This is a genomic window from Streptomyces sp. NPDC006743 (assembly GCF_040703815.1).
Classification (GTDB): domain Bacteria; phylum Actinomycetota; class Actinomycetes; order Streptomycetales; family Streptomycetaceae; genus Streptomyces.
On sequence record NZ_JBEYJA010000010.1, the window covers coordinates 171,238 to 194,846 of the forward strand.

The following is a 23,609-nucleotide window of genomic DNA, read 5'->3' on the forward strand; positions in this document are numbered from 1 at the left end:
TCAGCCGCTCAGCCGGACCGGCATGATCAGGTACTTGTACGCGTCGTCCGCCTCCGCGTCCACGGCCGGCTTGCCGCTGAGCAGGGCGGGCTTGGTGGACGTGGTGAACGACAGCTGGGCCACCGGGGAGTCGATGGCGCTCAGGCCGTCCAGCAGGAACGTCGGGTTGAAGGCGATGGAGATGTCGTCACCCTCGAGCTGGGCGTCCACCCTCTCCACAGCCTGTGCGTCGTCACTGGAGCCGGCCTCCAGGATGAGCACGCCCTGCTCGAAGCTGAGCCGCACCGGGGTGTTGCGCTCGGCGACCAGGGCCACGCGCTTGACGGCCTCGACGAACGGCGCGGTCTCGATGACCGCGACGCTGTTGAACTCGGTGGGGAACAGCGTGCGGTACTTCGGCAGGTCGCCTTCGAGCAGGCGCGTGGTGGTGCGGCGGCCCGCACCCTCGAAACCGATCAGACCCTCGCCCGCGCCGGAGCCCGAGAGCGCCAGGATGACGCTGTCACCGCTGGTCAGCGCCTTGGCGGTGTCCTGGAGCGTCTTGGCGGGGACCAGAGCGACCGCGGAGACGTCCGGGTTCTCCGGCTTCCACAGGAACTCGCGGACCGCGAAGCGGTAGCGGTCGGTGGACGCCAGCGTCACCGTGTCGCCCTCGATCTCGATGCGCACACCGGTGAGCACCGGCAGGGTGTCGTCCCGGCCCGCGGCGATGGCAACCTGCTGCACGGCGGAGGCGAACACCTCGCCGGGGACCGTGCCGGTGGCGTTCGGCATCTGCGGGAGCGCCGGGTACTCCTCCACCGGCAGGGTGTGGAGGGTGAAGCGCGAGGAACCGCAGACCACCGTCGCCCGTACACCGTCTGTGGAAATCTCCACCGGCCGGTTGGGCAGCGCGCGGGAGATGTCGGCGAGCAGCCGGCCGGAGACCAGGACGGTGCCCTCCTCCTCGACCTCGGCGTCCACCGACACCCGGGCGGAGACCTCGTAGTCGAAGCTGGACAGGCTCAGCTGGCCGTCCTCCGCCTTGAGCAGCAGGCCGGCGAGAACAGGCGCCGGCGGACGGGCCGGGAGGCTGCGTGCCGCCCAGGCCACTGCCTCCGCGAGTACGTCGCGTTCCACCCGGATCTTCACCGTAAGCCGCCTCCTGTGTTGCTGCTGAGTCCTCCGACTCGGTGTCACCGCCCACTGTGACGGGAGGAGCACCGGGGACCAGTCTGACGCACGCCACTGACAGCAGGTGCCCGTCGGGGTCAAGTCGCTCCGAGGGACGGCCGGACTCGAGAGGGCGAGTTGTGCACAGGCCCCGCTTCGAAACGGATTCCGCTCTCTTACTGGTTGGGAGTAGTAGTAGGGCCTGTGGATACGGTGGATAACCCTGTTTGCCCAGCTCAGAGCAGGAATTTTGTCCACGGACCCTGTGGGTGACACCGGTGGACAACTCGGCGACTCTGTGGAGAACAGAAAGTTCTGCACACCTCGCCCACAGCCTGAGTGGAGTTCTCCCCAGCTGCGTCCCCAGGTTTACCCAAGTTTCCCACACCCCAATCCGGCAGCTTCGTGTGACGGCTTTCACTCGACGCGGTGACCGGGGGTGCCGGGTTGCCGAACAGTGGACAACCATGTGGAGAAGCCAACGATCATTGGGGACAACTGACCGCGTCCTGTGGGTTGCCCGTGGACAACTTCATGCACAGCCTGTGGATCACGACTTCGTCCACAGCCTGTGGAAATCGTTCGTCCACGATTCCACACCCCGCTGAGCTGGGCAGACGGGTTTCGGGGCGGATGCCTGTGGACACAGCTCGGGACAACTTCGCGGTCCCCAGGATGTGGACGGAAGAAAGTCACCGAATCTGTGGAGAGAGGCCGTAACCAGGCAGTTAATCGAACAGCGGGACAGGGCGGGGCGCGTCGGCAGATGTCGCCGCACGGGAGCAGGGGGCCGTCCAGGAGGCCGCGCGAGGGCGTTCGGGGCTCTGCCGGGGCAGGTCGTCCGGCGGTGCCCGGGGCCTGGCCGGGGAGCCCGTGCTCGGCCCGGACGGCGGCGATCCGGGTCCGTGCCCGGCGTGGTGGAAGAGCCCTGCACGCGGATGGGGAGCCCGTAGGAGCCCTGCATGCGGGTATGGGGAGCCTGTCCGGCCGGCGGGCCCTTGTGCCCGGCCGTGGGGCCCCGCACCCGGCCAGGGGGCATGGTGGGGCCCGTGTACGACGGTGGGGCGCCCCGGAACCGTTGGTCCGGAGGGCGCCCCACAGATGCCCGTACGGGGTGTGCTCAGCCGTTCTTGATGCGGTTGGTCAGCTCGGTGACCTGGTTGTAGATGGAACGCCGTTCGGCCATCAGCGCGCGGATCTTGCGGTCGGCGTGCATGACGGTCGTGTGGTCGCGGCCGCCGAACTGCGCGCCGATCTTCGGCAGCGACAGGTCGGTCAGCTCACGGCACAGGTACATGGCGATCTGGCGTGCCGTGACCAGGGCGCGGCCGCGGGAGGTGCCGCACAGGTCCTCGACCGTGAGTCCGAAGTAGTCGGCCGTGGCCGCCATGATGGCCGTCGCCGTGATCTCCGGTGCGCTGTCCTCGCCGCCGGGGATGAGGTCCTTGAGGACGATCTCGGTCAGGCCCAGGTCCACGGGCTGCCGGTTGAGCGAGGCGAACGCCGTGACCCGGATCAGCGCGCCCTCCAGCTCGCGGATGTTGCGCGAGATCCGGGAGGCGATGAACTCCAGCACCTCCGGCGGGGCGTTGAGCTGCTCCTGCACCGCCTTCTTGCGCAGGATCGCGATACGCGTCTCCAGCTCGGGCGGCTGGACGTCGGTGGTCAGGCCCCACTCGAAGCGGTTGCGCAGCCGGTCCTCCAGCGTGACCAGCTGCCGGGGCGGCCGGTCGGAGGAGAGCACGATCTGCTTGTTGGCGTTGTGGAGGGTGTTGAAGGTGTGGAAGAACTCCTCCTGCGTCGACTCCTTGTCCGCGAGGAACTGGATGTCGTCGACGAGCAGGATGTCCATCTCGCGGTAGCGCTTGCGGAAGCTGTCGCCCTTGCCGTCGCGGATGGAGTTGATGAACTCGTTGGTGAACTCCTCCGAGCTGACGTACCGCACGCGGGTGCCCGGGTAGAGGCTGCGCGCGTAGTGCCCGATCGCGTGCAGCAGGTGCGTCTTGCCGAGCCCCGACTCGCCGTAGATGAACAGCGGGTTGTAGGCCTTGGCCGGTGCCTCGGCGACGGCGACCGCGGCGGCGTGCGCGAAGCGGTTGGACGCGCCGATGACGAACGTGTCGAAGAGGTACTTGGGGTTCAGCCGTGCGGTCGGCTCGCCCGGCCCGTGGCCCTGGGCCGTCTGGCCGGTGGTGGAGCCGGTGCCGCCGACGCCGGCTCCGGCGGGAGCGGAACCGGCTGGTCCGCCGCGGTGCGGGGGGCCGGCGCCGGCCGGCGGCTCGGGCAGTTCCCGGCGGCCGGTGTCGCGCTGGTCGTAGTCGCGCTGGTCGTAGTCGGGGCGTGACGGGTCGTACGGGGGGCGTCCCATCGGCCGGGGACGGTACTCCTGGGCCGGGTAGGGCTCGTGCGGGCCGGTGTACGAGTCGTTCGACGATCCGTATCCGTCCTGGGTGCCGTAGGCGTCCTGGGAGCGGTACTGGTCGCGGGTGCCGTACGGCTCCTGGGCGGGCGAGGCGTAGGGGTCGCGCTCCGGGAAGCCGAGCCGCTGCTGCTGCCAGCCGTAGTCGTCCTGGGCGGGGCGCGGCCAGGCGCCGGGCTCGGGGCGCTGGTGATCGCCGTACTCCGAGGGGTACGCGGGGCGGGCGACCGGCAGCTGGTCCTGGCCGTCCGTCTGCTGGGGGCCGGCGGTGCGCGGGGGCATCTGGTCGCCGGAACCGCCGTGCTGGTCGGCGCGGCCGGACCGGTCGGTGCGTTCGGTGCGGTCCGGGCGGTCGGCCCGGTGGGGGTCGGTGCGGTCGGGCCGCTCGGAGCGGTGGGAGTCGGCCCGGTGGCGTCCGTAGGTCTCGTAGCCGCCCTGGCCGGTGGGCAGTTCCTGTTCCTCGTAGCGCGGCGCCGGCGCCGGGGGCGCGGGGTGCGGGGTCTCGCCGACGGAGCTGTCGACGGTGATCGCGATGCGGATGGGGCGTCCGCACTCGCGGCTCAGCGTCTCGCTCACGACCGGGGCGAGGCGTCCCTCGAGGACGCTCTTGGCGAACTCGTTCGGTACCGCGAGCAGGGCCGTGTCCGCGACCAGCGCGAGCGGCTGGCAGCGCAGGATCCACTGCTCGTCCTTGGCCTCGACGCCTTGCCCGCGGCCTTCCCCGAGGAGGTGGTCCAGTACGCGTGGCCACACTGCGGCAAGATCGGCAGGTACGTCAGCCACAGGGCACGCTCTCTCACGGGGTCCCACGAACGTGTGGTTCGGGACGGGTCGGGATGTAAACGGGGGACAGGGAACGAATGGGAGTCCGCCCACGGTAGTCAGCGCGGCGGGTACCGTTCAAGTTGTTGTCCCCAGGCTGTGGACAAGTCTGGGCCGTCACGACGCGGTTTGACCGGATGGCCCAGCCGCGCGTACCGTAACCAGGTCGAGTTGTCGATGGCTGCTGCCGCCTGCCTCCGAAGGGCACAGATCGCGTCAAGGTGATCGGTCAAGCGGTGCACACGGGCGTAACTGCGAGCTACTCGTGGGCGCACGGTGACAGCCAAGACGGCACCCCGCCACTACCGATTCTTTCTGGAGCCCCCGAGTGAGCAAGCGCACCTTCCAGCCGAACAACCGTCGTCGCGCGAAGACCCACGGCTTCCGGCTGCGTATGCGCACCCGTGCCGGCCGCGCGATTCTCGCGTCCCGCCGTAGCAAGGGTCGCGCCCGCCTGTCCGCCTGATCCCGATCAGGTCATGACGTCGTGCTGCCCACCGAGAACCGGCTGAGGCGGCGCGAGGACTTCGCGACCGCGGTACGACGAGGGCGTCGAGCCGGACGCCCGCTACTCGTCGTCCACCTTCGTAGCGGTGCCACGGACCCGCACGCGCCTGGGGAGAGCGCTCCCCCGACGCGTGCGGGTTTCGTCGTGAGCAAGGCAGTGGGTGGCGCGGTCGTGCGCAACACGGTGAAGCGCAGGCTTCGTCATCTGATGCGCGACCGGGTCGCACTGCTGCCCCCCGGTAGCCTGGTAGTCGTACGAGCGCTACCCGGAGCGGGCGACGCCGATCACGCACAGCTGGCCCGAGACCTGGATGCCGCCCTTCAACGACTGCTGGGAGGGGGCGCGCGATGAAGTACCCACTGCTGGCTCTCATCAAGCTGTACCAGTGGACCATCAGCCCGTTGCTCGGGCCGGTGTGCAAGTACTACCCGTCGTGTTCCCACTACGGCTACACGGCCATCGACCGGCACGGCGCGGTCAAGGGAACGGCGCTGACCGCCTGGCGGATTCTGCGGTGCAACCCGTGGTCGCTGGGCGGGGTGGACCACGTTCCTCCGCGCAAGCGTCCGCGGTGGCACGAAATGCTGCGTGCCGCCTGGCGTGCGCGCAAGGGCGGGCCCTCCGCCGCTGAGCCGGTCACCGACGGAAACCTTCCGCCGGGTCCGGCCGCGAAGACCTCGTCCCATGCCCAAGGAGCATGATTAGTGGACACGATTGCCAGCTTCTTCAGTTTCATCACCTGGCCCGTCTCCTGGGTCATCGTCCAGTTCCACAGGGTGTACGGGGCGATCTTCGGGGCTGACACCGGGTGGGCCTGGGGCCTGTCCATCGTGTCCCTGGTGGTTCTGATCCGCATCTGCCTGATCCCGCTCTTCGTGAAGCAGATCAAGGCGACGCGTGCGATGCAGACGCTCCAGCCGGAGATGAAGAAGATCCAGGAGCGCTACAAGAACGACAAGCAGCGTCAGTCCGAAGAGATGATGAAGCTGTACAAGGAGTCGGGTACCAATCCGCTCTCCTCGTGCCTTCCCATCCTGGCGCAGTCCCCGTTCTTCTTCGCCCTCTACCACGTGCTGAGCGCCATCGCGACCGGCAAGACGATCGGTGTCATCAACGAGCCGCTGCTGGCCAGCGCCCGTCATGCCCACATCGTCGGTGCCCCGCTGGCCGCGAAGTTCACGGACAGCGCCGACAAGGTCGCCCAGCTCGGTGCCACGCTGACGGACGTCCGCGTCGTCACCGCGGTCATGATCGTCCTGATGTCGGCGTCGCAGTTCTACACGCAGCGCCAGCTGATGACGAAGAACGTCGACACCACGGTGAAGACGCCGTTCATGCAGCAGCAGAAGATGCTGATGTACGTCTTCCCGGTCATGTTCGCCGTCTTCGGCATCAACTTCCCGGTCGGTGTCCTCGTCTACTGGCTGACCACCAACGTGTGGACCATGGGCCAGCAGATGTACGTCATCCACAACAACCCGACCCCGGGTTCCAAGGCCCAGGCCGCCTACCTGGAGCGTCTGTACAAGCACGTCACGCACCACGGCAAGACCCGCAACCGGCGTGAGAAGGCCATCGTCAAGGCGATCGTCTCCAAGGGCCGCGACCGCAACGAGTTCGAGCGCAAGTTCATCAACGGTCTGACCAAGGCGGGCCTGGCGGCCCAGTCCGACGGCACCGTGGTCAAGGGCGAGGGCGCCGTCGTCGTGCAGACCGAGGACGGTACGGCCACCACCACGGCCGCCGCCGCTCCCCGGCGCCAGCAGCCCAAGCGGCAGACCAAGTCCCAGCGCCAGGGTGGTGCCAAGGTGGCCGGCGCCGATGACACCGAGCAGTCCCCGTCGCTGACCAAGTCCGAGCCCGAGATCCAGGCTGAGACGAAGACCGACGTGCCGCAGGACACCTCGCCCGCTGCTGCCAAGAAGCCTGGCCCCAAGCCGGGCAACGGCTCCCGCAGCAAGGCCCAGTCCGGCCAGCGCAAGGGCCCGCAGCGGCCCAAGTCCCCGTCCAAGAAGTAAGAAGGAGCCCATCCCGTGACGGAAGGCACCACCTCCGCCGCTGCCGAGGGCGCAGACGCCCTGACCCGCCTGGAGCAGGAGGGCGAGATCGCGGCGGACTACCTCGAGGGTCTGCTGGACATCGCCGACCTCGACGGTGACATCGACATGGACGTCGAGGCCGACCGCGCCTCTGTCTCGATCATCAGCGACGCGGGCAGCCGGGAGCTGCAGAAGCTGGTCGGACGGGACGGCGAGGTGCTGGAGGCGCTGCAGGAGCTGACGCGCCTGGCCGTGCACCGGGAGACCGGTGACCGCAGCCGGCTGATGCTGGACATCGCGGGCTACCGTGCCAAGAAGCGCACCGAGCTGTCCGAGCTGGGTGCGAAGGCCGCGGCGGAGGCCAAGAGCAGCGGTGAACCCGTGAAGATGAAGCCGATGAGCCCGTTCGAGCGCAAGGTCGTGCACGACGCGGTCAAGGCCGCCGGACTGCGCAGCGAGTCCGAGGGCGAGGAGCCGCAGCGCTTCGTCGTCGTACTCCCCGCCTGAGCGGTCCCACGTTCCACCGGCCCCGTCTGCCCGCAGGCGGGGCCGTACTTTGTCAGCCTGGTAGTTCTGGTGGTCGGCGCTGATCGCGCTGATGCGGTACGGAAGGACGGTCCCCGTGACGGAGGCAGCGGAGCTCCCCCCTGCGCCCGAGCAGGCACGTGACGTATTCGGTGATCGCTTCGCGGATGCGGTCCGGTACGCCGAGCTGCTGGCCGAGGCAGGAGTGCAGCGAGGGCTCATCGGTCCGCGGGAGGTGCCCCGTCTGTGGGAGCGCCACCTGCTGAACTGCGCGGTGCTCTCCGAGGTCGTCCCCGACGGGGTGACCGTGTGCGACGTCGGCTCGGGTGCCGGTCTGCCGGGCATCCCCCTGGCACTGGTCCGGGAGGACCTCAAGATCACACTGCTGGAGCCGCTGCTGCGCCGCACCAACTTCCTCACCGAGGTCGTCGAGCTTCTGGGGCTCGACCATGTCACCGTCGTCCGGGGACGTGCCGAGGAAGTGATGGGCAAGCTGCAGCCGGTCCATGTGGTCACGGCCCGCGCGGTGGCCCCGCTGGACCGTCTGGCCACCTGGGGCATTCCGCTGCTGCGCCCGTACGGCGAGATGCTCGCTCTCAAGGGGGACACGGCGGAGGAAGAGCTGAAGAGCGCGGGCACCGCGCTGAGCAAGCTCGGTGCGGTGGAGACCTCCATCCTTCAGGTGGGTGAGGGGGTCGTGGACCCGTTGTCCACCGTGGTCCGGGTGGAGGTCGGGGAGAGCCCGGGCGGTGTGCGCTTCGCGGCCAAGCGTGCCAAGGCGGCCCGGACGGGGCGGGTCCGCCGGAGGCGGTGAGCCGTTCACTCCGCCGGGTCGACTGCGCCGGGGGGACCCTGCCGACCGGTGCGCGGCGGAGTGTCGCTCACAAAAAGGGCGAATTGTTGTCATCGTGTTTCACGTGAAACGTCGCTCACTGCTGCACGGGATCATCAACCGTGGCCGCGTCGCGGCCCAACCGCGTGACCGCAAGCCTCTCGGTTCACTCGGAGAGGGCACAGAGTTGTCCACAGAGGCGGATTTCTCCACAGAACGCCAGGCCTCACTGGTTCGCCACCCCGATGGCATGGGAGGCTCTGCTTATCCCGAGCCTGAAGTCGAGGAGAGTGAATCCTTGCGGTCCGACGCCAACATCGCGGGACCGATGACCGATCCGGTCCCCGGTCCCCGTACCGAGTCGACGGGGGAGAATGTTTCACGTGAAACACCGCCCCCGATGGACGACACTCCCATCGGTCGTGCTGCCCAACTGGCGGTCGAGGCTCTAGGCCGCGCCGGCGAGGGTCTGCCGCGCCCGGAACAGACCCGCGTCATCGTGGTCGCCAACCAGAAGGGCGGGGTCGGCAAGACGACGACGACCGTCAATCTTGCCGCTTCGCTGGCTCTGCACGGCGGCCGTGTTCTGGTGATCGACCTCGACCCGCAGGGAAACGCCTCCACGGCGCTGGGTATCGACCATCACGCCGAAGTGCCGTCCATCTACGACGTGCTGGTGGAGAGCAAGCCGCTGGCAGAGGTGGTCCAGCCCGTTCCTGATGTCGAGGGTCTCTTCTGCGCCCCCGCCACGATCGATCTCGCCGGTGCGGAGATCGAGCTGGTGTCCCTGGTGGCCCGGGAGAGCCGGCTGGAACGAGCGATCCAGGCCTACGAACAGCCGCTGGACTACATCCTCATCGACTGCCCGCCCTCGCTCGGCCTGCTGACGGTCAACGCCCTGGTCGCCGGCCAGGAGGTGCTCATCCCGATCCAGTGCGAGTACTACGCGCTGGAGGGGCTGGGGCAGCTGCTGCGCAACGTCGACCTGGTGCGCGGCCATCTGAACCCCACGCTGCACGTGTCGACCATCCTGCTCACCATGTACGACGGCCGCACGCGTCTCGCCTCCCAGGTCGCGGAAGAGGTGCGCAGCCACTTCGGTGACGAGGTGCTGCGGACGAGCATCCCCCGCTCCGTCCGTATCTCCGAGGCCCCCAGTTACGGGCAGACGGTGCTGACCTACGATCCAGGATCGAGCGGTGCCCTCTCCTACCTCGAGGCGGCACGAGAAATCGCATTGAAGGGTGTCGGTGTCAGCTATGACGCCACGCACGCCCACGTCGGCGCACAGAGCGACCCGAGCATGGTGGAGGGGATCCAGTGAGTGAGCGACGGAGGCCTGGGCTGGGGCGAGGTCTCGGAGCCCTGATCCCGGCCGCTCCGACGGAGAGGACCCCTGTGCCGGGCCCGGTGGGTGGTCCCGGCCAGGTCCTGACGTCCGAGCGCGGCGTGGCCGCGGCGAAGGTGGCGATGCTGCCCCCGCCGCCGATGGGCGCCCATTTCGCGGAAGTCCCGCTGGACTTCATCACGCCCAACCCCCGCCAGCCCCGTGAGGTTTTCGACGACGAGGCGCTGGCCGAGCTGGTCACCTCCATCAAGGAGGTCGGGCTCCTCCAGCCGGTGGTCGTCCGGCAGGTCGGCGCCGAGCGCTACGAGCTGATCATGGGCGAGCGGCGCTGGCGGGCCTGCCGCAAGGCCGGCCTGGACGCCATCCCCGCGATCGTGCGGGCCACGGACGACGAGAAGCTCCTGCTGGACGCCCTGCTGGAGAACCTCCACCGGGCCCAGCTCAACCCGCTGGAAGAGGCAGCCGCCTACGACCAGCTGCTGAAGGACTTCAACTGCACCCATGACCAGCTGGCCGACAGGATCGGACGTTCCCGGCCCCAGGTCTCCAACACCCTGCGGCTGCTGAAGCTGTCGCCGGCGGTGCAGCGCCGGGTCGCCGCCGGAGTGCTGTCCGCCGGACACGCGCGGGCGCTGCTGTCGGTGGAGGACTCCGAGGAGCAGGACCGGCTCGCCCACCGGATCGTGGCCGAGGGGCTCTCCGTGCGTGCCGTCGAGGAGATCGTGACGCTCATGGGGTCGCGGCCGCAGGCGTCACCGCGATCCAAGGGTCCCCGTGCCGGAACCAGGGTCTCTCCCGCCCTCTCCGACCTCGCGACCCGGCTGTCCGACCGCTTCGAGACCCGGGTGAAGGTCGACCTGGGACAGAAGAAGGGCAAGATCACCGTGGAGTTCGCTTCCATGGAGGATCTGGAGCGCATTCTCGGCACGCTGGCTCCCGGCGAGGGCCGGGTGCTGCAGAAGGGGTTGCTGGAGAGCGACCCGGCGCAGGCCGAGAGCGACGCCTGACCCCTCCGCGGGGTGCGGGCGGGCCAGAGGCTCAGCAGTGGCGGGCCGTGAACCGGAGGATCACCGGTTCACGGCCCGCCTTTGCTTGTCCTCGGTGTCCGCGGGATCACATCGTGGATACGATGCTTGCGGGTATGACGCATCCACCCGACGGCACGTCCGTGAGGGACGGCCGCTCGTGACGCTGCGGGCGTAGGAAGCGAGGATCAGCCTTCATGGGCCGTAGGCTCCTGCCGCTCACGCTGGACAACCTCCATGACCTTCCTCAGCGCTGCCGTGCGTGCGTCTTCTGGGAACTGGACCCGGTCAGCGGCGAGGACGCGGTGAGGGCGGGCACCTCTGCCGTGGAGAAGGAGGCGTGGATCTCCGCGGTCCTGCTGGACTGGGGCTCGTGCGGACGCGTCGTCTACGTCGACGACGTACCGGTCGGCTTCGTGCTCTACGCTCCCCCCGCTTATGTGCCCCGCTCCACGGCCTTCCCCACGAGCCCGGTCTCACCGGACGCGGTCCAGTTGATGACAGGCCTCGTTCTGCCCGGCTATCAGGGGCAGGGGCTGGGGCGTGTGCTGGTCCAGACGGTCGCCAAAGATCTCCTGCGGCGCGGCTTCAAGGCCATCGAGGCCTTCGGTGACGCCCGCTGGAAGGAACCCGCCTGTGTGCTGCCGGCGGAGCATCTGCTGGCGGTGGGATTCAAGACGGTCCGGCACCATCCCGCTCATCCCCGGCTCCGCCTGGAGCTGAGATCGACCCTCTCCTGGAAGGAAGACGTGGAGATGGCGCTCGACCGGCTGCTCGGAGCGGTGCAGAAGGAGCCCGTGCTCCGCCCCCTGTGATCCCTCAGCAGCCGTCGGCAAGTCTTCTGTACGCCGAATGGGCCGGCCCATCAGGGCCGGCCCATTCGTGTTTCACGTGAAACATCGCGCCGTCGGTTCACGACGGCAGGCGTCACTCGGCGATGAAGTCCTCCAGGTCGCGCACGATCGCGGCCTTCGGCTTCGCGCCGACGATGGTCTTGGCGACCTCGCCGTTCTGGTAGACGTTCAGCGTCGGGATCGACATGACCCCGTACTTGGCGGCCGTGCCCGGGTTCTCGTCGATGTTGAGCTTGACGATCTCGATCTTGTCGCCGTACTCGGCCGCGATGGCCTCGAGGGACGGGGCGATCTGGCGGCAGGGACCGCACCAGGCGGCCCAGAAGTCCACCAGGACGGGCTTGTCGCTCTTCAGGACGTCCTGCTCGAAGGAGGCGTCGGTCACTTGCTTCAGGGTGCCGGCCACGGCGGGCTCCTTAGTTTCTTCGTGTACGTGCGGTGGGGCGGGCGGGGATTCAGACAGTGGTCTTCTCGGGCTCGGCCTTCTGCTCGTTGTCCGCGAGGGCGGCGAGGAACCGCTCGGCGTCGAGGGCGGCGGAGCAGCCGGTGCCGGCGGCGGTGATGGCCTGGCGGTAGGTGTGGTCGACGACGTCACCGGCCCCGAACACACCGGTCAGGTTGGTGCGCGTGGAGGGCGAGTCGACCTTCAGGTAGCCCTCTTCGTCCAGGTCGAGCTGTCCCTTGAACAGCTCGGTCCGCGGGTCGTGGCCGATCGCGATGAACAGCCCCGTCACCGGCAGGTCCGACAGCTCACCGGTCTTCACGTTGCGCAGCTTCAGGCCGGAGAGCTTCTGCTCGCCCTGGACCTCGGCGACCTCGCTGTCCCAGACGAACTTGATCTTCGGGTCGGCGAAGGCGCGCTCCTGCATCGCCTTGGAGGCGCGCAGGGTGTCCCGGCGGTGGACGATCGTCACGGACTTGGCGAACCGCGAGAGGAAGGTGGCCTCCTCCATCGCGGTGTCACCGCCACCGATCACGGCGATGTCCTGATCCTTGAAGAAGAAGCCGTCGCAGGTGGCACACCACGAGACGCCGCGGCCCGAGAGGGCGTCCTCGTTCGGCAGACCGAGCTTGCGGTGCTGGGAGCCGGTGGTGACGATGACGGCCTTCGCCCGGTGCACCGTGCCCGAGGTGTCCGTGACGGTCTTGATCTCACCGGTGAGGTCCACGGAGACGATGTCGTCCGGCACCAGCTCGGCGCCGAAACGCTCGGCCTGGGCCCGCATGTTGTCCATGAGGTCGGGGCCCATGATGCCGTCGCGGAAGCCCGGGAAGTTCTCCACCTCGGTGGTGTTCATCAGCGCACCACCCGCGGTGACGGCACCCTCGAACACCAGCGGCTTCAGCGACGCGCGCGCGGTGTAGAGGGCCGCTGTGTAGCCTGCGGGCCCGGAGCCGATGATGATCACGTTGCGGACGTCGCTCACGGCTAGATTCCTCGTCTCTGGACTGTGTCCTACGGCCGGTGGAGCTTCTCTCGGTGCTCTCACCCCACCCAACGGATCCTACGGGGCGTGCATTCCCGGTGTCCCCGGGCACACGGGGGCGCCCTGGCACAGGGGAACCGCACCGCCCGAGAACCCGGTGACCGCCCCCGGGCCGTGCCCGGGAAGTGATGCTCAGGAACGCGTGTAGGGATGGGACAGCAGCACCCTGGCCGCGCTGGAAGGGTCCTGGACACAGGAGGCGTCCACGACATAGGCCGTGACCTGGGAAACGGGACCGGCAGGGTCGGACAGCACCACGAGGTAGGCGTCCTTGCCGTCGTAGGTGCCGGACTGGGCGGCCAGGGGGGTGCCGGGGCTGTGGATGCCCTGCCGGACGCAGGAGGGGACCGGGACGGTCGGGTCGCTCTTCAGCGTGTTCGGCTGCCCGGGTCCGGTTCCGGTTCCGGTGTCCGCACCGGTGCCGGTGTCCGCCCCCGTCTCGGCGTTCGCGCCGAAACTGTGCGGGGCACGGGCCGTGCTCTGCGTCTGCGGCGCCTTGTCGAGGAGGTGGCTCACCTGGCTCTCGAGGCTCCCCGAGGAGAAGGTCTGTGTGGATGCGCTCGGCCGGGCCTGAACGGCGGCGTCGGAGCCCGTGCCGTCGCGCTGGGACCCCAGGACCACGGTGGCGACACCCAGGGCGGCAACGGTGCAGGCGGCGCCCAGAGCGGCGATCCCGCGACGCACACGGCGTGGGCGGGGCTTGCGGCCCGGTCCCGTGCGCGCGCTCCGGACGTTGCCTGCGGGGCGGTCCGTCGTCGATGTTTCACGTGAAACATGACTCCGGTCCTCGCCCCCGTCGACGCGTGGCTCCTCCTCCGCTCCGGCGGCCGCGGACGGGAGGAAGGCAGGGGAGGGCTCCGCGGCGAGAGCTGCGTCGATACGGTCCGCGATGTCGCCCGGCATCCTCTGCGGGGCAGGGAATGTGCCGAGGAGTTCCCGGATCTCCTCCAGCGAGGTCCGGACCTCGGCGCATGATCCGCACGCGACCAGATGCCGGCGCAGTTCCTCCGCCCGGGAAGGAGCGAGCAGTCCTTCGGTGAGGTCGGAGATCTCCGAGACGTCCGGGTGCCCGGCCGTGTCCGTCGTGGATGTCACGCTCGCCCACCTCCGCCCTTCACAGCCGCTGAATCGCCTGGTCCCGTGTGCCGCACGTCCCCGCCCGGAGGACCCGCTGCCGGTGGGACGGATGCCCGCTGCGTCCGGTTCCGTCCGGCCTCCGGTTCCGTGTCGCCCCCGGAGCCGTCCGGCCGGAGATGGGTGAGCAGGGGCAGGAGTCTGGCTCTGCCCCGGGCGCAACGGCTCTTCACCGTCCCCACCGGGACGTCGAGGATCCGGGCGGCCTCGGCGACGGGGTAGCCCTGCATGTCCACGAGCACCAGAGCGGCCCGCTGGTCGGCGGGGAGCGTACCGAGCGCCTCGACGAGCTGCCGGTGCACGTCGTTCCTCTCGGCGGGGGCGGACGCCGACTCGTGCGGCTCCAGCAGGTGCTCCAGGCGCTCGGTGTCGTTGACCGGTGAGGTCTTGCGCGAGGCCGCCTTGCGGACCCGGTCCAGGCAGGCGTTCACCGTGATCCGGTGCAGCCAGGTGGTGACGGCCGACTGCCCGCGGAAGGTGTGGGCGGCGCGGTAGGCGGAGACCAAGGCGTCCTGCACGGCGTCGGCGGCCTCCTCGCGGTCGCCCAGTGTGCGCAGGGCGACCGCCCAGAGGCGGTCACGGTGACGCCGTACGAGTTCGCCGAAGGCGTTCCGGTCGCCGTCCACGTGACGGGACAGGAGGTCCTGGTCGCTTACGTCGCGGTAGGCGCTGTCGTCCGCCATCGGACCCCCTCCCCCTCGGTGGGACGTCAGCCCGTGAACTTCACTTCGGTGACGGCCTGCTTGTAGCCGGCGTTGCTGTACGTACTCGCGTCGGCGCCCGAGTACGGCACGGCGGTGAGCCAGACGAGGACGTACCGGGACTTCACCGGCTTGGCGGGCTTCACGGTGGCGGTTGCACCGCTGGTGGTGGCCTCCCCGATCTTCTGCATCGAGTCCAGGGACGCCGGGGCCAGGGAGTCGGCGGCGTACAACTGGACCGTGGTGTGGTCACCGCTGTACAGCAGGCTCACGGACGCCTTGCCGAGGTCGTGCGCCGAGCCGAGGTCGTAGACGATGCCCACGCCCGGTTTGAAGGGCGCGAGGGGCGGCCCCTCCACGAAGGTGCTCGTCTTCCAGTACGTCGACGGGTTGCCGTCGTACGTCTTGCCGACATCACCGGGGTGCTGGGCGTCCCCCTTGGCGACGAACTCCTGCGCCTCCTGGATCGGGATCGGCCGCAGCGGCTTCGGCTGCTGGTCCTTCTTGTCGTTGCCGTCCTGCGTCTGCGTCTGGCTGTCCTTGGTGGACTTGCCGTCCCGGTCCATCAGGGCGTCCGCGAGCTGCCAACTGCCCAGGCCCAGCGCGGCGATGAGGAGGGCCGAGACGGCCCATTTCAGGGCCTTGCCGGTCCGGCTCTGCAACGGGGGCGGCGGGGCGTGCACCGGCTGTGTGATGCCGGGGTGCGGTGCCGGCCGGCCGTACGTGCCCTGCTGGTACGACGTGCCCTGGTACTCCGGCGGCGCGGTGAACGAGGGCTCCGGCGGGCGGATCCGCGGCATCTCGCCGATCGCCTTCACCAGTTCCTCCGGCGTGGTGCACGGGGACTCGTGCCGCGAGGCGGTGGCGCCGTCGTTGGCGAGCGCGCGCATGGCCAGCTCGGACAGACCGCGGTGGACCCCGGCGCGCACCTGGTCCGGCGGGATGAGCCCGACGTCCTTGGGCAGACCGGACAGGCCGTAGGCGTCGTTCTCGTACGGCCAGCGCTGGGTGAGGGCCGCGTACAGCAGTGCGCCGATCGCCTCGGTGTCGGAGCGCTGCGGGGTCTCGGAGCTGATGCCGCGCAGCGCGGCGTTCACGGCGAGGCCGCGGATGCGCCACTGCCCGGTGGAGGCGCGCAGGACGGCGTTCGGGTTCAGGCGCAGGTGGGCCAGGCCCTCGCGGTGCGCGACGGCCATCGCGGAGGCGACCTGGCTGACCAACTGGTAGGCGTCGTGCGGCTCCAGCGGTCCGGTGGCCAGGAGGGTGGTCAGCTCGGTGGCGTCGGGGAGCCACTCGTGGACGACGTAGACGAGGTCGTTCTCCTCGACGGCGTCGAGGACCTGGACGAAGCGGGGGTCGCCGAGCAGGGCCGAGGAGCGTGCCGCGGCGAGGACCGAGCGGGCGCGGGAGTGATCGGCGGGCAGGATGTGCACGCCGACGGCACGGCGGAGCTTCTCGTCCACCGCACGCCAGCTGCTGAATCCGTCCAGTCGGGTGACGCACTCCTCGAGGCGGTAGCGTCTGGCGAGTTTGTGGCCGCTGTGCAGTTCGGGCGGTGTGGTCTTGTTCCCGGGACGTTCGGTCCCGCCGTTGCCGTGCGCCTCGTCGATGTCCGTGTCCCGCTCCCGGTTCTGGGCCACCCCGTCGGCCGTGGACTGGTCCGCCTCCGCGGTCAGCGGCTCGTCACCGCTGTTGTCTGCCACGTCGACGGCAGCCGTGCTCCGTTCCGCCACCGTCGCTCCTGCCTCCCCATCCCATCGCGCGCTGTCCGACGCCGAAACCAATTGTGCCCACACTCCGGCGCTATGCACGACACACGGCGGCGGACGATGGTTGTGCGCCTACCCTCGCCTCAACGTCCCAGCCGTCCGCGGACCATGCCGACGAGCGAGTTGAGTTCCTCGATCCGCATGCGGCGGGCCGCCACGAAGAAGATGCCGAGCAGCAGGGCCCCGCCGGCCAGCAGCGCGGCGAACGAGCCGACGACGCCCTGGCCCAGGGTGTGTCCGATCTCGTAGCAGGCCGCGCCGCTGACGAGTGCCGCCGGTACCGCGGCGATGCAGAGCCGGGCGTAGGTCCGCAGGACGCGGGAGCCGTCGAGGTCGCCGCCGAGCCGCTTGCGCAGCCGGCTCCAGGCGACGCCGACGCCGATGGCGTAGGCCAGCCCGTACGCGGCGGACATGCCGATCACGGCCCAGCGGGCCGGGAGCAGGAAGTAACACAGAGCCGAGGCGCCCGCGTTGACCGCGGCCACGATGACCGTGTTGTAGAAGGGCGTCCGGGTGTCCTCGTAGGCGTAGAAGGCGCGCAGGACGACGTACTGGACGGAGTACGGGATGAGGCCGAGGGCGAAGGCCATCAGCATGTAGCCCATGTTGGTGGCTTCCCCGGTGCCCGAGGAGCCGAAGATCAGGGTGCACATCGGGATGCCGAGCGAGACGAAGCCGAAGGCGATCGGCACGATCGCGACGGCTGTGGTGCGCAGGCCCTGGGAGATGTCGTCGCGGACGGCGCCTGCGTCGTTCTCGTGGGCCGAGCGGGAGATCCGCGGCAGCAGGGCGGCCATCAGGGAGACGGTGATGATGGCCTGCGGCAGGCCCCAGATCAGCTGGGCGCTGGCGTAGGCCGCGTAGCCGACGCCGTTCACCGGCGAGCTCTTGCCCGCCGCGGTGGACAGCCGGGTCACGACGACGTTGCCGGCCTGGTTGGCGAGCACGAACAGCAGGGTCCACTTGGCCAGGGCCGCGGCCTTGCCGAGCCCGTGGCCCCGCCAGTCGAAGCGCAGCCGCAGCCGGAAGCCGGTCTCGCGCAGGTACGGGATCATGGCCAGGGCCTGGACGACCAGGCCCAGCAGGACGCCTGCGCCGAGGAGCCGCTGGCCCTCCGGCGGGATGTTCGCCACGCCCATGCCGGAGTGGGCGGCGGTGCCGTACACCCAGATGAACGCGCCGAGCGTCACGATGATGACGATGTTGTTCAGGACCGGGGTCCACATCATCGCGCCGAACTTGCCGCGCGCGTTGAGGACCTGGCCCATCACCACGTGGATGCCCATGAAGAAGATCGAGGGCACGAAGTAGCGGGTGAAGGTGACGCCGACCTCGTTGGCCGCCGGGTCGCCCGCCACCGAGGGGGACAGCAGGCGGATCAGGAGGGGTGCGGCGAGGACCGCGACGACGGTGAGGGCGCCCAGCGCCACCATGACGAGCGTCAGCAGCCGGTTGGCGTAGGCCTCGCCGTTGTCGTCGTCCTCCTTCATGGCCCGGACGAGCTGCGGCACGAAGACCGAGTTGAGGCCGCCGCCGACGGTCAGGACGTAGATCATGGTCGGCAGCTGGTAGGCGATCTGGAAGGTGTCGCCGAGCAGGCCGAGGCCCAGTGCCGAGACGATCATCGCGGAGCGGATGAAGCCCGTGAGCCGGGAGACCAGCGTGCCGGCCGCCATCACGGCGCTCGACTTCAGCAGCCCCGACGCCTTGCCGCCCTTCTTCGCCGCCTGGGCGGGCGGTGGTGCGGCGGCGGGTGCCTCGGCCACTGCCTGGGCGCCGGCCGCCGGGGCGGGGGCGTACGGCCCCGTCGGGCCCTGCCCGGCGGCCGGGGCGGGGGCGGGCACGGAGGGCGGCTCGGCGGGCGGGTAGCCGCCCATGCCCTGCGGGTCCTGCGGAGTCTGGTAGCCCTGCAGGCCGGACGGCTGGTAGCCGTTCGGGTCCGTGGACGGGTAGCCCGCCTGCTGGTCCTGGTAGGCGGGCTGTCCGGGCGCCTGGTAGCCGCCCGGGCGGGGGTCGTAGCCGTACGGCCCCGGGTCCTGCGGGTTCTGGTAGGCGGCCTGCCGGGGGTCCTGGGAGTAGCCGCCCTGCTGCTGGTCGCGGAAGAGGTGGGCGAAGGCGTCCGGCTCGTGCTGCTCCTCGGCGGAGTGGGTGACCAGGTCGTCGACGCCCACGAACTGGGTGGTGCGGGGATCCTCGCCGTAGGGGAGGTACTGGGTGGTGCCCGACGGCTCGGGCGGCGGGGTCTGCGCCCAGACCCGGGGGTCGGGAGCGTAGGGGGAGGGCGGCGGGCTGCCGTACAGCGGCTGCTGCGGTTCGTACGAGCCCGGGGGCGGCGGTGGGTGCGCGGCACGGTCGTACAGCGCCTCGCCGACCGGGTCCTGGGCCGTGAGGTCCTGCGCCCGGTAGGGGTCCTCGGCGTAGGCGTCCTGGAGGTACATGTCGGCCGGAGGCTGCTGCGGCACCTGGCCGTGCTCGGGTGGCGGGGTGCCGGGGTGGCCCGAGCTGCCCGCGGCCCGGCCGCGGTCACCGTCGTACGGCGCGTTCATGGTTACCCCACCTCATCGTCCCGGGCCCTCCGGGCCACGACATCCTCAACGGTCCACTTTCTCACCCGTGCCGGACGGGTCGGCGCTTTCGGATGCGGTGTCCGGTGTCGGGTCACTCGGCTGCTCCCGGTCTTCTCCCGGGGCCCGGCCGCCCGGCTCCTGCGTGAGACGTCGCGCGGGGCCGGCGGGGTTCTCCGGGCCGTCTCCCCCGGGGCGGCCCGCTGTCCGGCCCGGTGTTCCGGGGCCGTCCGGTCCGTCGGAGGCGGCGGCGCCGTCGGGGGCCTGTGCGGGATCCGTCGTGTCCCCGGCGTTATCCGCGCCGCCCCGGGTGTCCTGCGTCTTCCCGGTGTCCTGCGCGTCCTCGGGGTCCTCGGTGTCCTGCTCGTCCGCGGGGTCCTGAGCTTCCCGGGCCGCGGCGCGCTTGCGCTGGGTGTACATGCGGAATCCGGCGAGGACGAGCAGCAGGACGCCGCCGCCGATGACCAGCATGACGGTGGCGGTGACCTCGGTGACCTTCACGTCGAAGGTGACCGGGGCACCGTACTCCTGGCCGTCCTGCGTGTAGAGCTGGGCGACCACCGTGACCGGCCCGTTGGCATTGGCCGACGTGGTGAACTTCACGGACTGGCTGTGTCCGCCGGAGACGGCGATCGGCTGCTCCGCGTACGCGTCGCCGCCGATCTTCAGGCGGGTGGGGTTGGTGGAGGTGAGCCGCAGCACCAGATGGTCGACGTCCTGCACCAGGTTGTTCTGCACGGTCACCGGGATCGTCGCGCTGTGGCCGGAGAGCTTGGTCTCCGACTTGTCGATCAGTTTGACCTCCCCCGAGAGGTCGTCGAGGTAGGCCCGCACACTGTCCCGGAAACTCTCCGCCGCCTTGCCGTGGCCGCGCCAGGACGTGGACATCTCCCGGTTCAGGGCACGTCCGAAGGGCGTCACGACCCGGGACGCGTAGGTGAGGACCACCTTGAAGTTGTCGACCTTGTCCTGCGTCGTGGCGATCTCCGCGAAGGCCGGACGCCGCAGCTCCTGCCGGCGCAGTGAGGAGGGGTAGTCCGAGGACGGCGGGACCTTCGTCGTGGCGCCGGGGTCCGGCTTGGCCTTGGCGGCGGCGGCCAGGTCCTGGGGCTGGGACCAGGTGCCCTGCTGGAGGGCGAGCAGCGCCTGCGCCATGGCCTGGGCCTGGCTGGTGCTGGGCATGCGCTGCGGGGCGACGACGATGCTGCGCTGCTTGCCGGTCTGGCCGTCGAGTTCGAGGCTCTGGGCGAGGAAGCGCTGCACGGCGAGCGTGCTGGCCCCTGCCTGCGACAGGTCGTCCTCGAAGGCGGTCGACAGCCGGGCGTCCGCGACGACCGCCGTGGTGCCCTGGCCGATCGGCCGGGCCGCGGAGGGCGTGTAGGTCAGGCCGTCGGGTTCTTCGAGGCTGTCGCTGCGCGCGATGACCTTGTCGGCACCGGCGGAGGTGGCGACGCGGACGATCGCCGGGTCCACGGCTCCGTCCACCGGCCAGGCGAAGTCCGTGGCCGGTTTGACGTGGAGCACCGTCTCCACCGTGCTGGCGGCGACGTCCGTGGCGTCCTTGAGCTGGCTCAGGGATCCGGAGACGCTGGTGCCCCGGTGGGCGAGCGCGGCCAGGTCGGGGTCGGCGAAGGGCAGCGCCACCACTTCCTTGCCCGCCACCGCCTGCTGCAGTTCGGCGAGCCACTGCTTGGCCACCGCCTGGTGGGTTCCGGCGACGGGGGTGGCGGAGGCGTCCGTGCGGACTAGGTAGTTGCGGGTCATGGCGTCGACGGACGCCAGCAGGTCCGGGTCGATCACCCAGGTGACGTCGAGATCCTTGCCGAGGGCGAGCATCCGCTCCAGCCGGCCGCCGGGGGCGAGGTCCTTGGCCAGGTCGTCGTCGAGGAAGACGGGGGTCTGCAGTTCGCCGGGACCTGTCTCCGCCGTCATGTGGACGGTGGAGACGAGGGGCCACAGGAAGGTCGTCTTCGTCTTCGTGTCCGCCTCGGACGGCTGCCACGGCAGGAACGTGTGCTGGATGCCCAGCACCTGTTCCCACGGCTGGGCCGGCGTCTGCCCGGACAGCGAGACGGAGAACCCGTAGACGCCGTCGGCGCCGAAGTCCAGCTTGGAGGCGGGCACGGAGATGCTGAAGTGCTGGGCGACACCGGGCTGCAGCGCGGCGAACTTCTGCGTGTACTTGCCGCCGAATTCGGAGCCGTCGGCACCGGGTTCGAAGTCGGTGCGCCGGGCGACGGCGTCGATCTCGGAGCGCGTGTCCAGGTGCGGCCCGACCCGCAGCCCGACGTGCGCGTCGGTGACCGCCTGCCTGCTCTTGTTCGTCACGGTGCCCGACACGGTCAGCGTGTCCCCTGCGGAGGGGACGCTGGGACTGAGGGCGTCGAGGGACACCGCCACCGTGCGCGACCCGGAGACCGCCACCGGTGCCTGACGGCCGGAGGCCTGCGCGGCCGGAGCGGCGGAAAACTGGAGCAGCCCGGCCAGCAGGGGTGCTCCGGCGAGCAGTGCACCCGCTCGCCGCAGCCAGCGGCGGGCAGGTGAGGGACTGGTCCCCAGGAAGTCTGCCGCCTCGGCCACGCGCTCGCCCGTCCCTCGTCGTCAGTGGTCGTCGGAATGTGCGTCCACGCATGGTAACGAGACGCGCGGAGCGGAAGTGCCGCGGAGGCGGCCACAAGATCGGCGGGAGACAGGGGTGCGCCCCTTGATATGCGCGTATCCGGGGATGCTGTTCGTTACGTCACGATGGGGCGGTCTTGCGTGGATAGGGCGCGGGTGGCAGAGGACTGCGCGGCCTCGGGTCCGGGGCGGCCCGTCGGGCGGCGGACGGTCCCGGGCGACGGCGGCGCGGCGCGGCCCTTGGGACACGTACCCTCTTCTGTTGTGCCGAACGCCAACGATGACACTCCCCCTGCCCTGAGCCAGGTGCAGCAGCGCGCGGTGAGCGAGCTGCTGCGGGTGGCCCCTGTCGCCGACGACCTCGCGCGCCGCTTCCAGGAGGCCGGGTTCTCCCTCGCCCTGGTCGGCGGCTCCGTCCGGGACGCGCTGCTCGGCCGGCTCGGCAACGACCTGGACTTCACGACGGACGCCCGTCCCGAGGACGTGCTGAAGATCGTGCGGCCGTGGGCCGACGCCGTGTGGGAGGTCGGGATCGCCTTCGGCACGGTGGGTGCGCAGAAGGACGGCTACCAGATCGAGGTGACGACCTACCGGTCGGAGGCGTACGACCGCACCTCGCGCAAGCCCGAGGTGTCGTACGGCGACTCGATCGAGCAGGACCTCGTCCGGCGCGACTTCACCGTGAACGCGATGGCCGTGGCGCTGCCCGAGAAGGTGTTCGTCGACCCGCACGGCGGGCTGGAGGACCTCGCGGCAGGGGTGCTGCGCACGCCGGGCACGCCGGAGGAGTCCTTCTCCGACGACCCGCTGCGCATGATGCGGGCCGCGCGCTTCGCCGCGCAGCTCGACTTCGAGGTCGCTCCCGAGGTCGTCACGGCGATGACGGAGATGGCCGGGCGCATCGAGATCGTCTCCGCCGAGCGGGTGCGTGACGAGCTGAACAAGCTGATCCTGTCCGCGCAGCCGCGCAAGGGACTGACCCTCCTGGTGGACACCGGTCTCGCCGAGCGGGTGCTGCCCGAGCTGCCCGCGCTGCGTCTGGAACGGGACGAGCACCACCGGCACAAGGACGTCTACGACCACACGCTGATCGTCCTGGAACAGGCCATCGCCCTGGAGGAAGGGGGCCCCGACCTCACCCTGCGGCTGGCGGCGCTCCTGCACGACATCGGCAAACCGCGCACGCGCCGTTTCGAGAAGGACGGCCGGGTCTCCTTCCACCACCACGAAGTGGTCGGCGCCAAGATGACCAAGAAGCGCATGACCGCTCTGAAGTACTCCAACGAGCTGGTGAAGGACGTCTCGCGCCTGGTCGAGCTGCACCTGCGCTTCCACGGCTACGGCACCGGTGAGTGGACGGACTCGGCGGTCCGCCGCTACGTGCGCGACGCAGGCCCGCTCCTCGACCGGCTCCACAAGCTGACCCGCTCCGACTGCACCACACGCAACAAACGCAGGGCGGTGGCCCTGTCGCGGGCGTACGACGGTCTGGAGGAGCGCATCGCACAGCTCCAGGAGCAGGAGGAGCTGGACGCGATCCGCCCGGACCTCGACGGCAACCAGATCATGGAGATCCTCGGCGTCGCACCCGGCCCGGCCGTGGGCCGCGCCTACAAGCACATGCTGGAGCTGCGTCTGGAGAACGGCCCGATGGGGCACGACGCCGCTGTCGCCGCTCTGAAGGAGTGGTGGGCTCAGCAGGACTGAACGACCGGGACGCGGGGAGGACACCCGACACAGGGACAGGGGGAGGGCGGTGCGCATGCCCGGCGGAAGGCGCCTCGGGGGTCACCTACTCCCTACGCCGGATC

At 70.2% G+C, this 23,609-nt stretch carries 19 protein-coding genes; 10 read left to right on the top strand and 9 right to left on the bottom strand.

Features of this window, described 5'->3' with window-relative positions; genetic code table 11:
• Together dnaN and dnaA are read right to left on the bottom strand one after the other, a co-directional pair.
• Nucleotides 1–1,131: a DNA polymerase III subunit beta gene (gene dnaN, locus ABZ719_RS12020; protein WP_037856188.1), complete on the bottom strand. Its 1,131-nt coding sequence runs from the start codon at nt 1,129–1,131 to the stop codon at nt 1–3.
• Nucleotides 1,132–2,272: 1,141 nt separating this feature from the next.
• Nucleotides 2,273–4,354 carry a chromosomal replication initiator protein DnaA gene (dnaA, locus tag ABZ719_RS12025; RefSeq protein ID WP_366725083.1) on the bottom strand — a complete coding sequence of 694 codons (2,082 nt, stop codon included), beginning with the start codon at nt 4,352–4,354 and terminating at the stop codon, nt 2,273–2,275.
• Nucleotides 4,355–4,721: 367 nt separating this feature from the next.
• Between dnaA and rpmH the strand changes: the two genes are divergently transcribed.
• The 9 genes from rpmH (at nt 4,722) to ABZ719_RS12070 (ending at nt 11,485) form a co-directional block, all read left to right on the top strand.
• Nucleotides 4,722–4,859 (top strand): 50S ribosomal protein L34, encoded by a 138-nt coding sequence (gene rpmH / locus ABZ719_RS12030; protein ID WP_003956500.1) that lies wholly within the window; start codon nt 4,722–4,724, stop codon nt 4,857–4,859.
• Nucleotides 4,860–4,880: 21 nt separating this feature from the next.
• Nucleotides 4,881–5,252 carry a ribonuclease P protein component gene (gene rnpA, locus ABZ719_RS12035; RefSeq protein WP_366725084.1) on the top strand — a complete coding sequence of 124 codons (372 nt, stop codon included), beginning with the start codon at nt 4,881–4,883 and terminating at the stop codon, nt 5,250–5,252.
• Complete coding sequence (gene yidD / locus ABZ719_RS12040) at nt 5,249–5,602, top strand: membrane protein insertion efficiency factor YidD (RefSeq protein WP_037856193.1); 354 nt, start codon at nt 5,249–5,251, stop codon at nt 5,600–5,602. The genes rnpA and yidD overlap by 4 nt, the downstream gene beginning before the upstream one ends.
• Nucleotides 5,603–5,605: 3 nt before the next feature.
• On the top strand, nt 5,606–6,919 hold the full coding sequence (yidC, locus tag ABZ719_RS12045) for a membrane protein insertase YidC (protein WP_366725085.1): 1,314 nt from the start codon (nt 5,606–5,608) through the stop codon (nt 6,917–6,919).
• Between the two features lie 15 nt (nt 6,920–6,934).
• Nucleotides 6,935–7,447 carry a R3H domain-containing nucleic acid-binding protein gene (locus tag ABZ719_RS12050; protein WP_037856199.1) on the top strand — a complete coding sequence of 171 codons (513 nt, stop codon included), beginning with the start codon at nt 6,935–6,937 and terminating at the stop codon, nt 7,445–7,447.
• A gap of 115 nt (nt 7,448–7,562) precedes the next feature.
• Complete coding sequence (rsmG, locus tag ABZ719_RS12055; protein WP_366725086.1) at nt 7,563–8,279, top strand: 16S rRNA (guanine(527)-N(7))-methyltransferase RsmG; 717 nt, start codon at nt 7,563–7,565, stop codon at nt 8,277–8,279.
• A gap of 268 nt (nt 8,280–8,547) precedes the next feature.
• The gene (locus tag ABZ719_RS12060) at nt 8,548–9,621 is read left to right on the top strand and encodes a ParA family protein (RefSeq protein WP_366725100.1); all 1,074 of its coding nucleotides are present in this window, start codon (nt 8,548–8,550) and stop codon (nt 9,619–9,621) included.
• A complete protein-coding gene (locus ABZ719_RS12065) occupies nt 9,618–10,652 on the top strand; it encodes a ParB/RepB/Spo0J family partition protein (protein WP_366725087.1) in 1,035 nt (344 codons plus the stop codon). Before ABZ719_RS12060 ends, ABZ719_RS12065 begins: the two co-directional genes overlap by 4 nt.
• Before the next feature lie 215 nt (nt 10,653–10,867).
• On the top strand, nt 10,868–11,485 hold the full coding sequence (locus ABZ719_RS12070) for a GNAT family N-acetyltransferase (RefSeq protein ID WP_366725088.1): 618 nt from the start codon (nt 10,868–10,870) through the stop codon (nt 11,483–11,485).
• 112 nt (nt 11,486–11,597) lie between these two features.
• Here the strand turns inward: ABZ719_RS12070 and trxA are convergent, their stop codons facing one another.
• From trxA to ABZ719_RS12105, 7 genes are all read right to left on the bottom strand, one after another.
• Entirely contained in the window at nt 11,598–11,930 is a 333-nt protein-coding gene (gene trxA / locus ABZ719_RS12075; protein ID WP_037856215.1) for a thioredoxin, read from the bottom strand.
• Between the two features lie 49 nt (nt 11,931–11,979).
• Nucleotides 11,980–12,951: a thioredoxin-disulfide reductase gene (gene trxB, locus ABZ719_RS12080; RefSeq protein WP_037856217.1), complete on the bottom strand. Its 972-nt coding sequence runs from the start codon at nt 12,949–12,951 to the stop codon at nt 11,980–11,982.
• Between the two features lie 192 nt (nt 12,952–13,143).
• Nucleotides 13,144–14,106, bottom strand: a complete 963-nt coding sequence (locus ABZ719_RS12085) for a hypothetical protein (RefSeq protein ID WP_366725089.1) — start codon at nt 14,104–14,106, stop codon at nt 13,144–13,146.
• A complete protein-coding gene (gene sigM / locus ABZ719_RS12090) occupies nt 14,103–14,828 on the bottom strand; it encodes an RNA polymerase sigma factor SigM (protein WP_366725090.1) in 726 nt (241 codons plus the stop codon). Before sigM ends, ABZ719_RS12085 begins: the two co-directional genes overlap by 4 nt.
• A gap of 26 nt (nt 14,829–14,854) precedes the next feature.
• Nucleotides 14,855–16,579: a protein kinase family protein gene (locus ABZ719_RS12095; protein WP_366725091.1), complete on the bottom strand. Its 1,725-nt coding sequence runs from the start codon at nt 16,577–16,579 to the stop codon at nt 14,855–14,857.
• Nucleotides 16,580–16,698: 119 nt separating this feature from the next.
• The gene (gene murJ, locus ABZ719_RS12100; protein ID WP_366725092.1) at nt 16,699–19,161 is read right to left on the bottom strand and encodes a murein biosynthesis integral membrane protein MurJ; all 2,463 of its coding nucleotides are present in this window, start codon (nt 19,159–19,161) and stop codon (nt 16,699–16,701) included.
• Between the two features lie 45 nt (nt 19,162–19,206).
• Nucleotides 19,207–21,759: a DUF6049 family protein gene (locus tag ABZ719_RS12105; protein ID WP_366725093.1), complete on the bottom strand. Its 2,553-nt coding sequence runs from the start codon at nt 21,757–21,759 to the stop codon at nt 19,207–19,209.
• A 303-nt stretch (nt 21,760–22,062) separates the two neighbouring features.
• Here ABZ719_RS12105 and ABZ719_RS12110 point away from each other — a divergent pair, with 303 nt between their 5' ends.
• Nucleotides 22,063–23,505, top strand: a complete 1,443-nt coding sequence (locus ABZ719_RS12110; RefSeq protein WP_366725094.1) for a CCA tRNA nucleotidyltransferase — start codon at nt 22,063–22,065, stop codon at nt 23,503–23,505.
• The last annotated feature ends 104 nt before the right edge of the window (nt 23,506–23,609 follow it).

Bases quoted from the DNA above. Each gene is read 5' to 3' on its own strand.
- ABZ719_RS12070 (WP_366725088.1), top strand. From the start codon at position 10,868: ATGGGCCGTAGGCTCCTGCCGCTCACGCTGGACAACCTCCATGACCTT.
- sigM (WP_366725090.1), bottom strand. From the start codon at position 14,828: ATGGCGGACGACAGCGCCTACCGCGACGTAAGCGACCAGGACCTCCTG.
- murJ (WP_366725092.1), bottom strand. From the start codon at position 19,161: ATGAACGCGCCGTACGACGGTGACCGCGGCCGGGCCGCGGGCAGCTCG.
- ABZ719_RS12060 (WP_366725100.1), top strand. From the start codon at position 8,548: ATGGGAGGCTCTGCTTATCCCGAGCCTGAAGTCGAGGAGAGTGAATCC.
- yidD (WP_037856193.1), top strand. From the start codon at position 5,249: ATGAAGTACCCACTGCTGGCTCTCATCAAGCTGTACCAGTGGACCATC.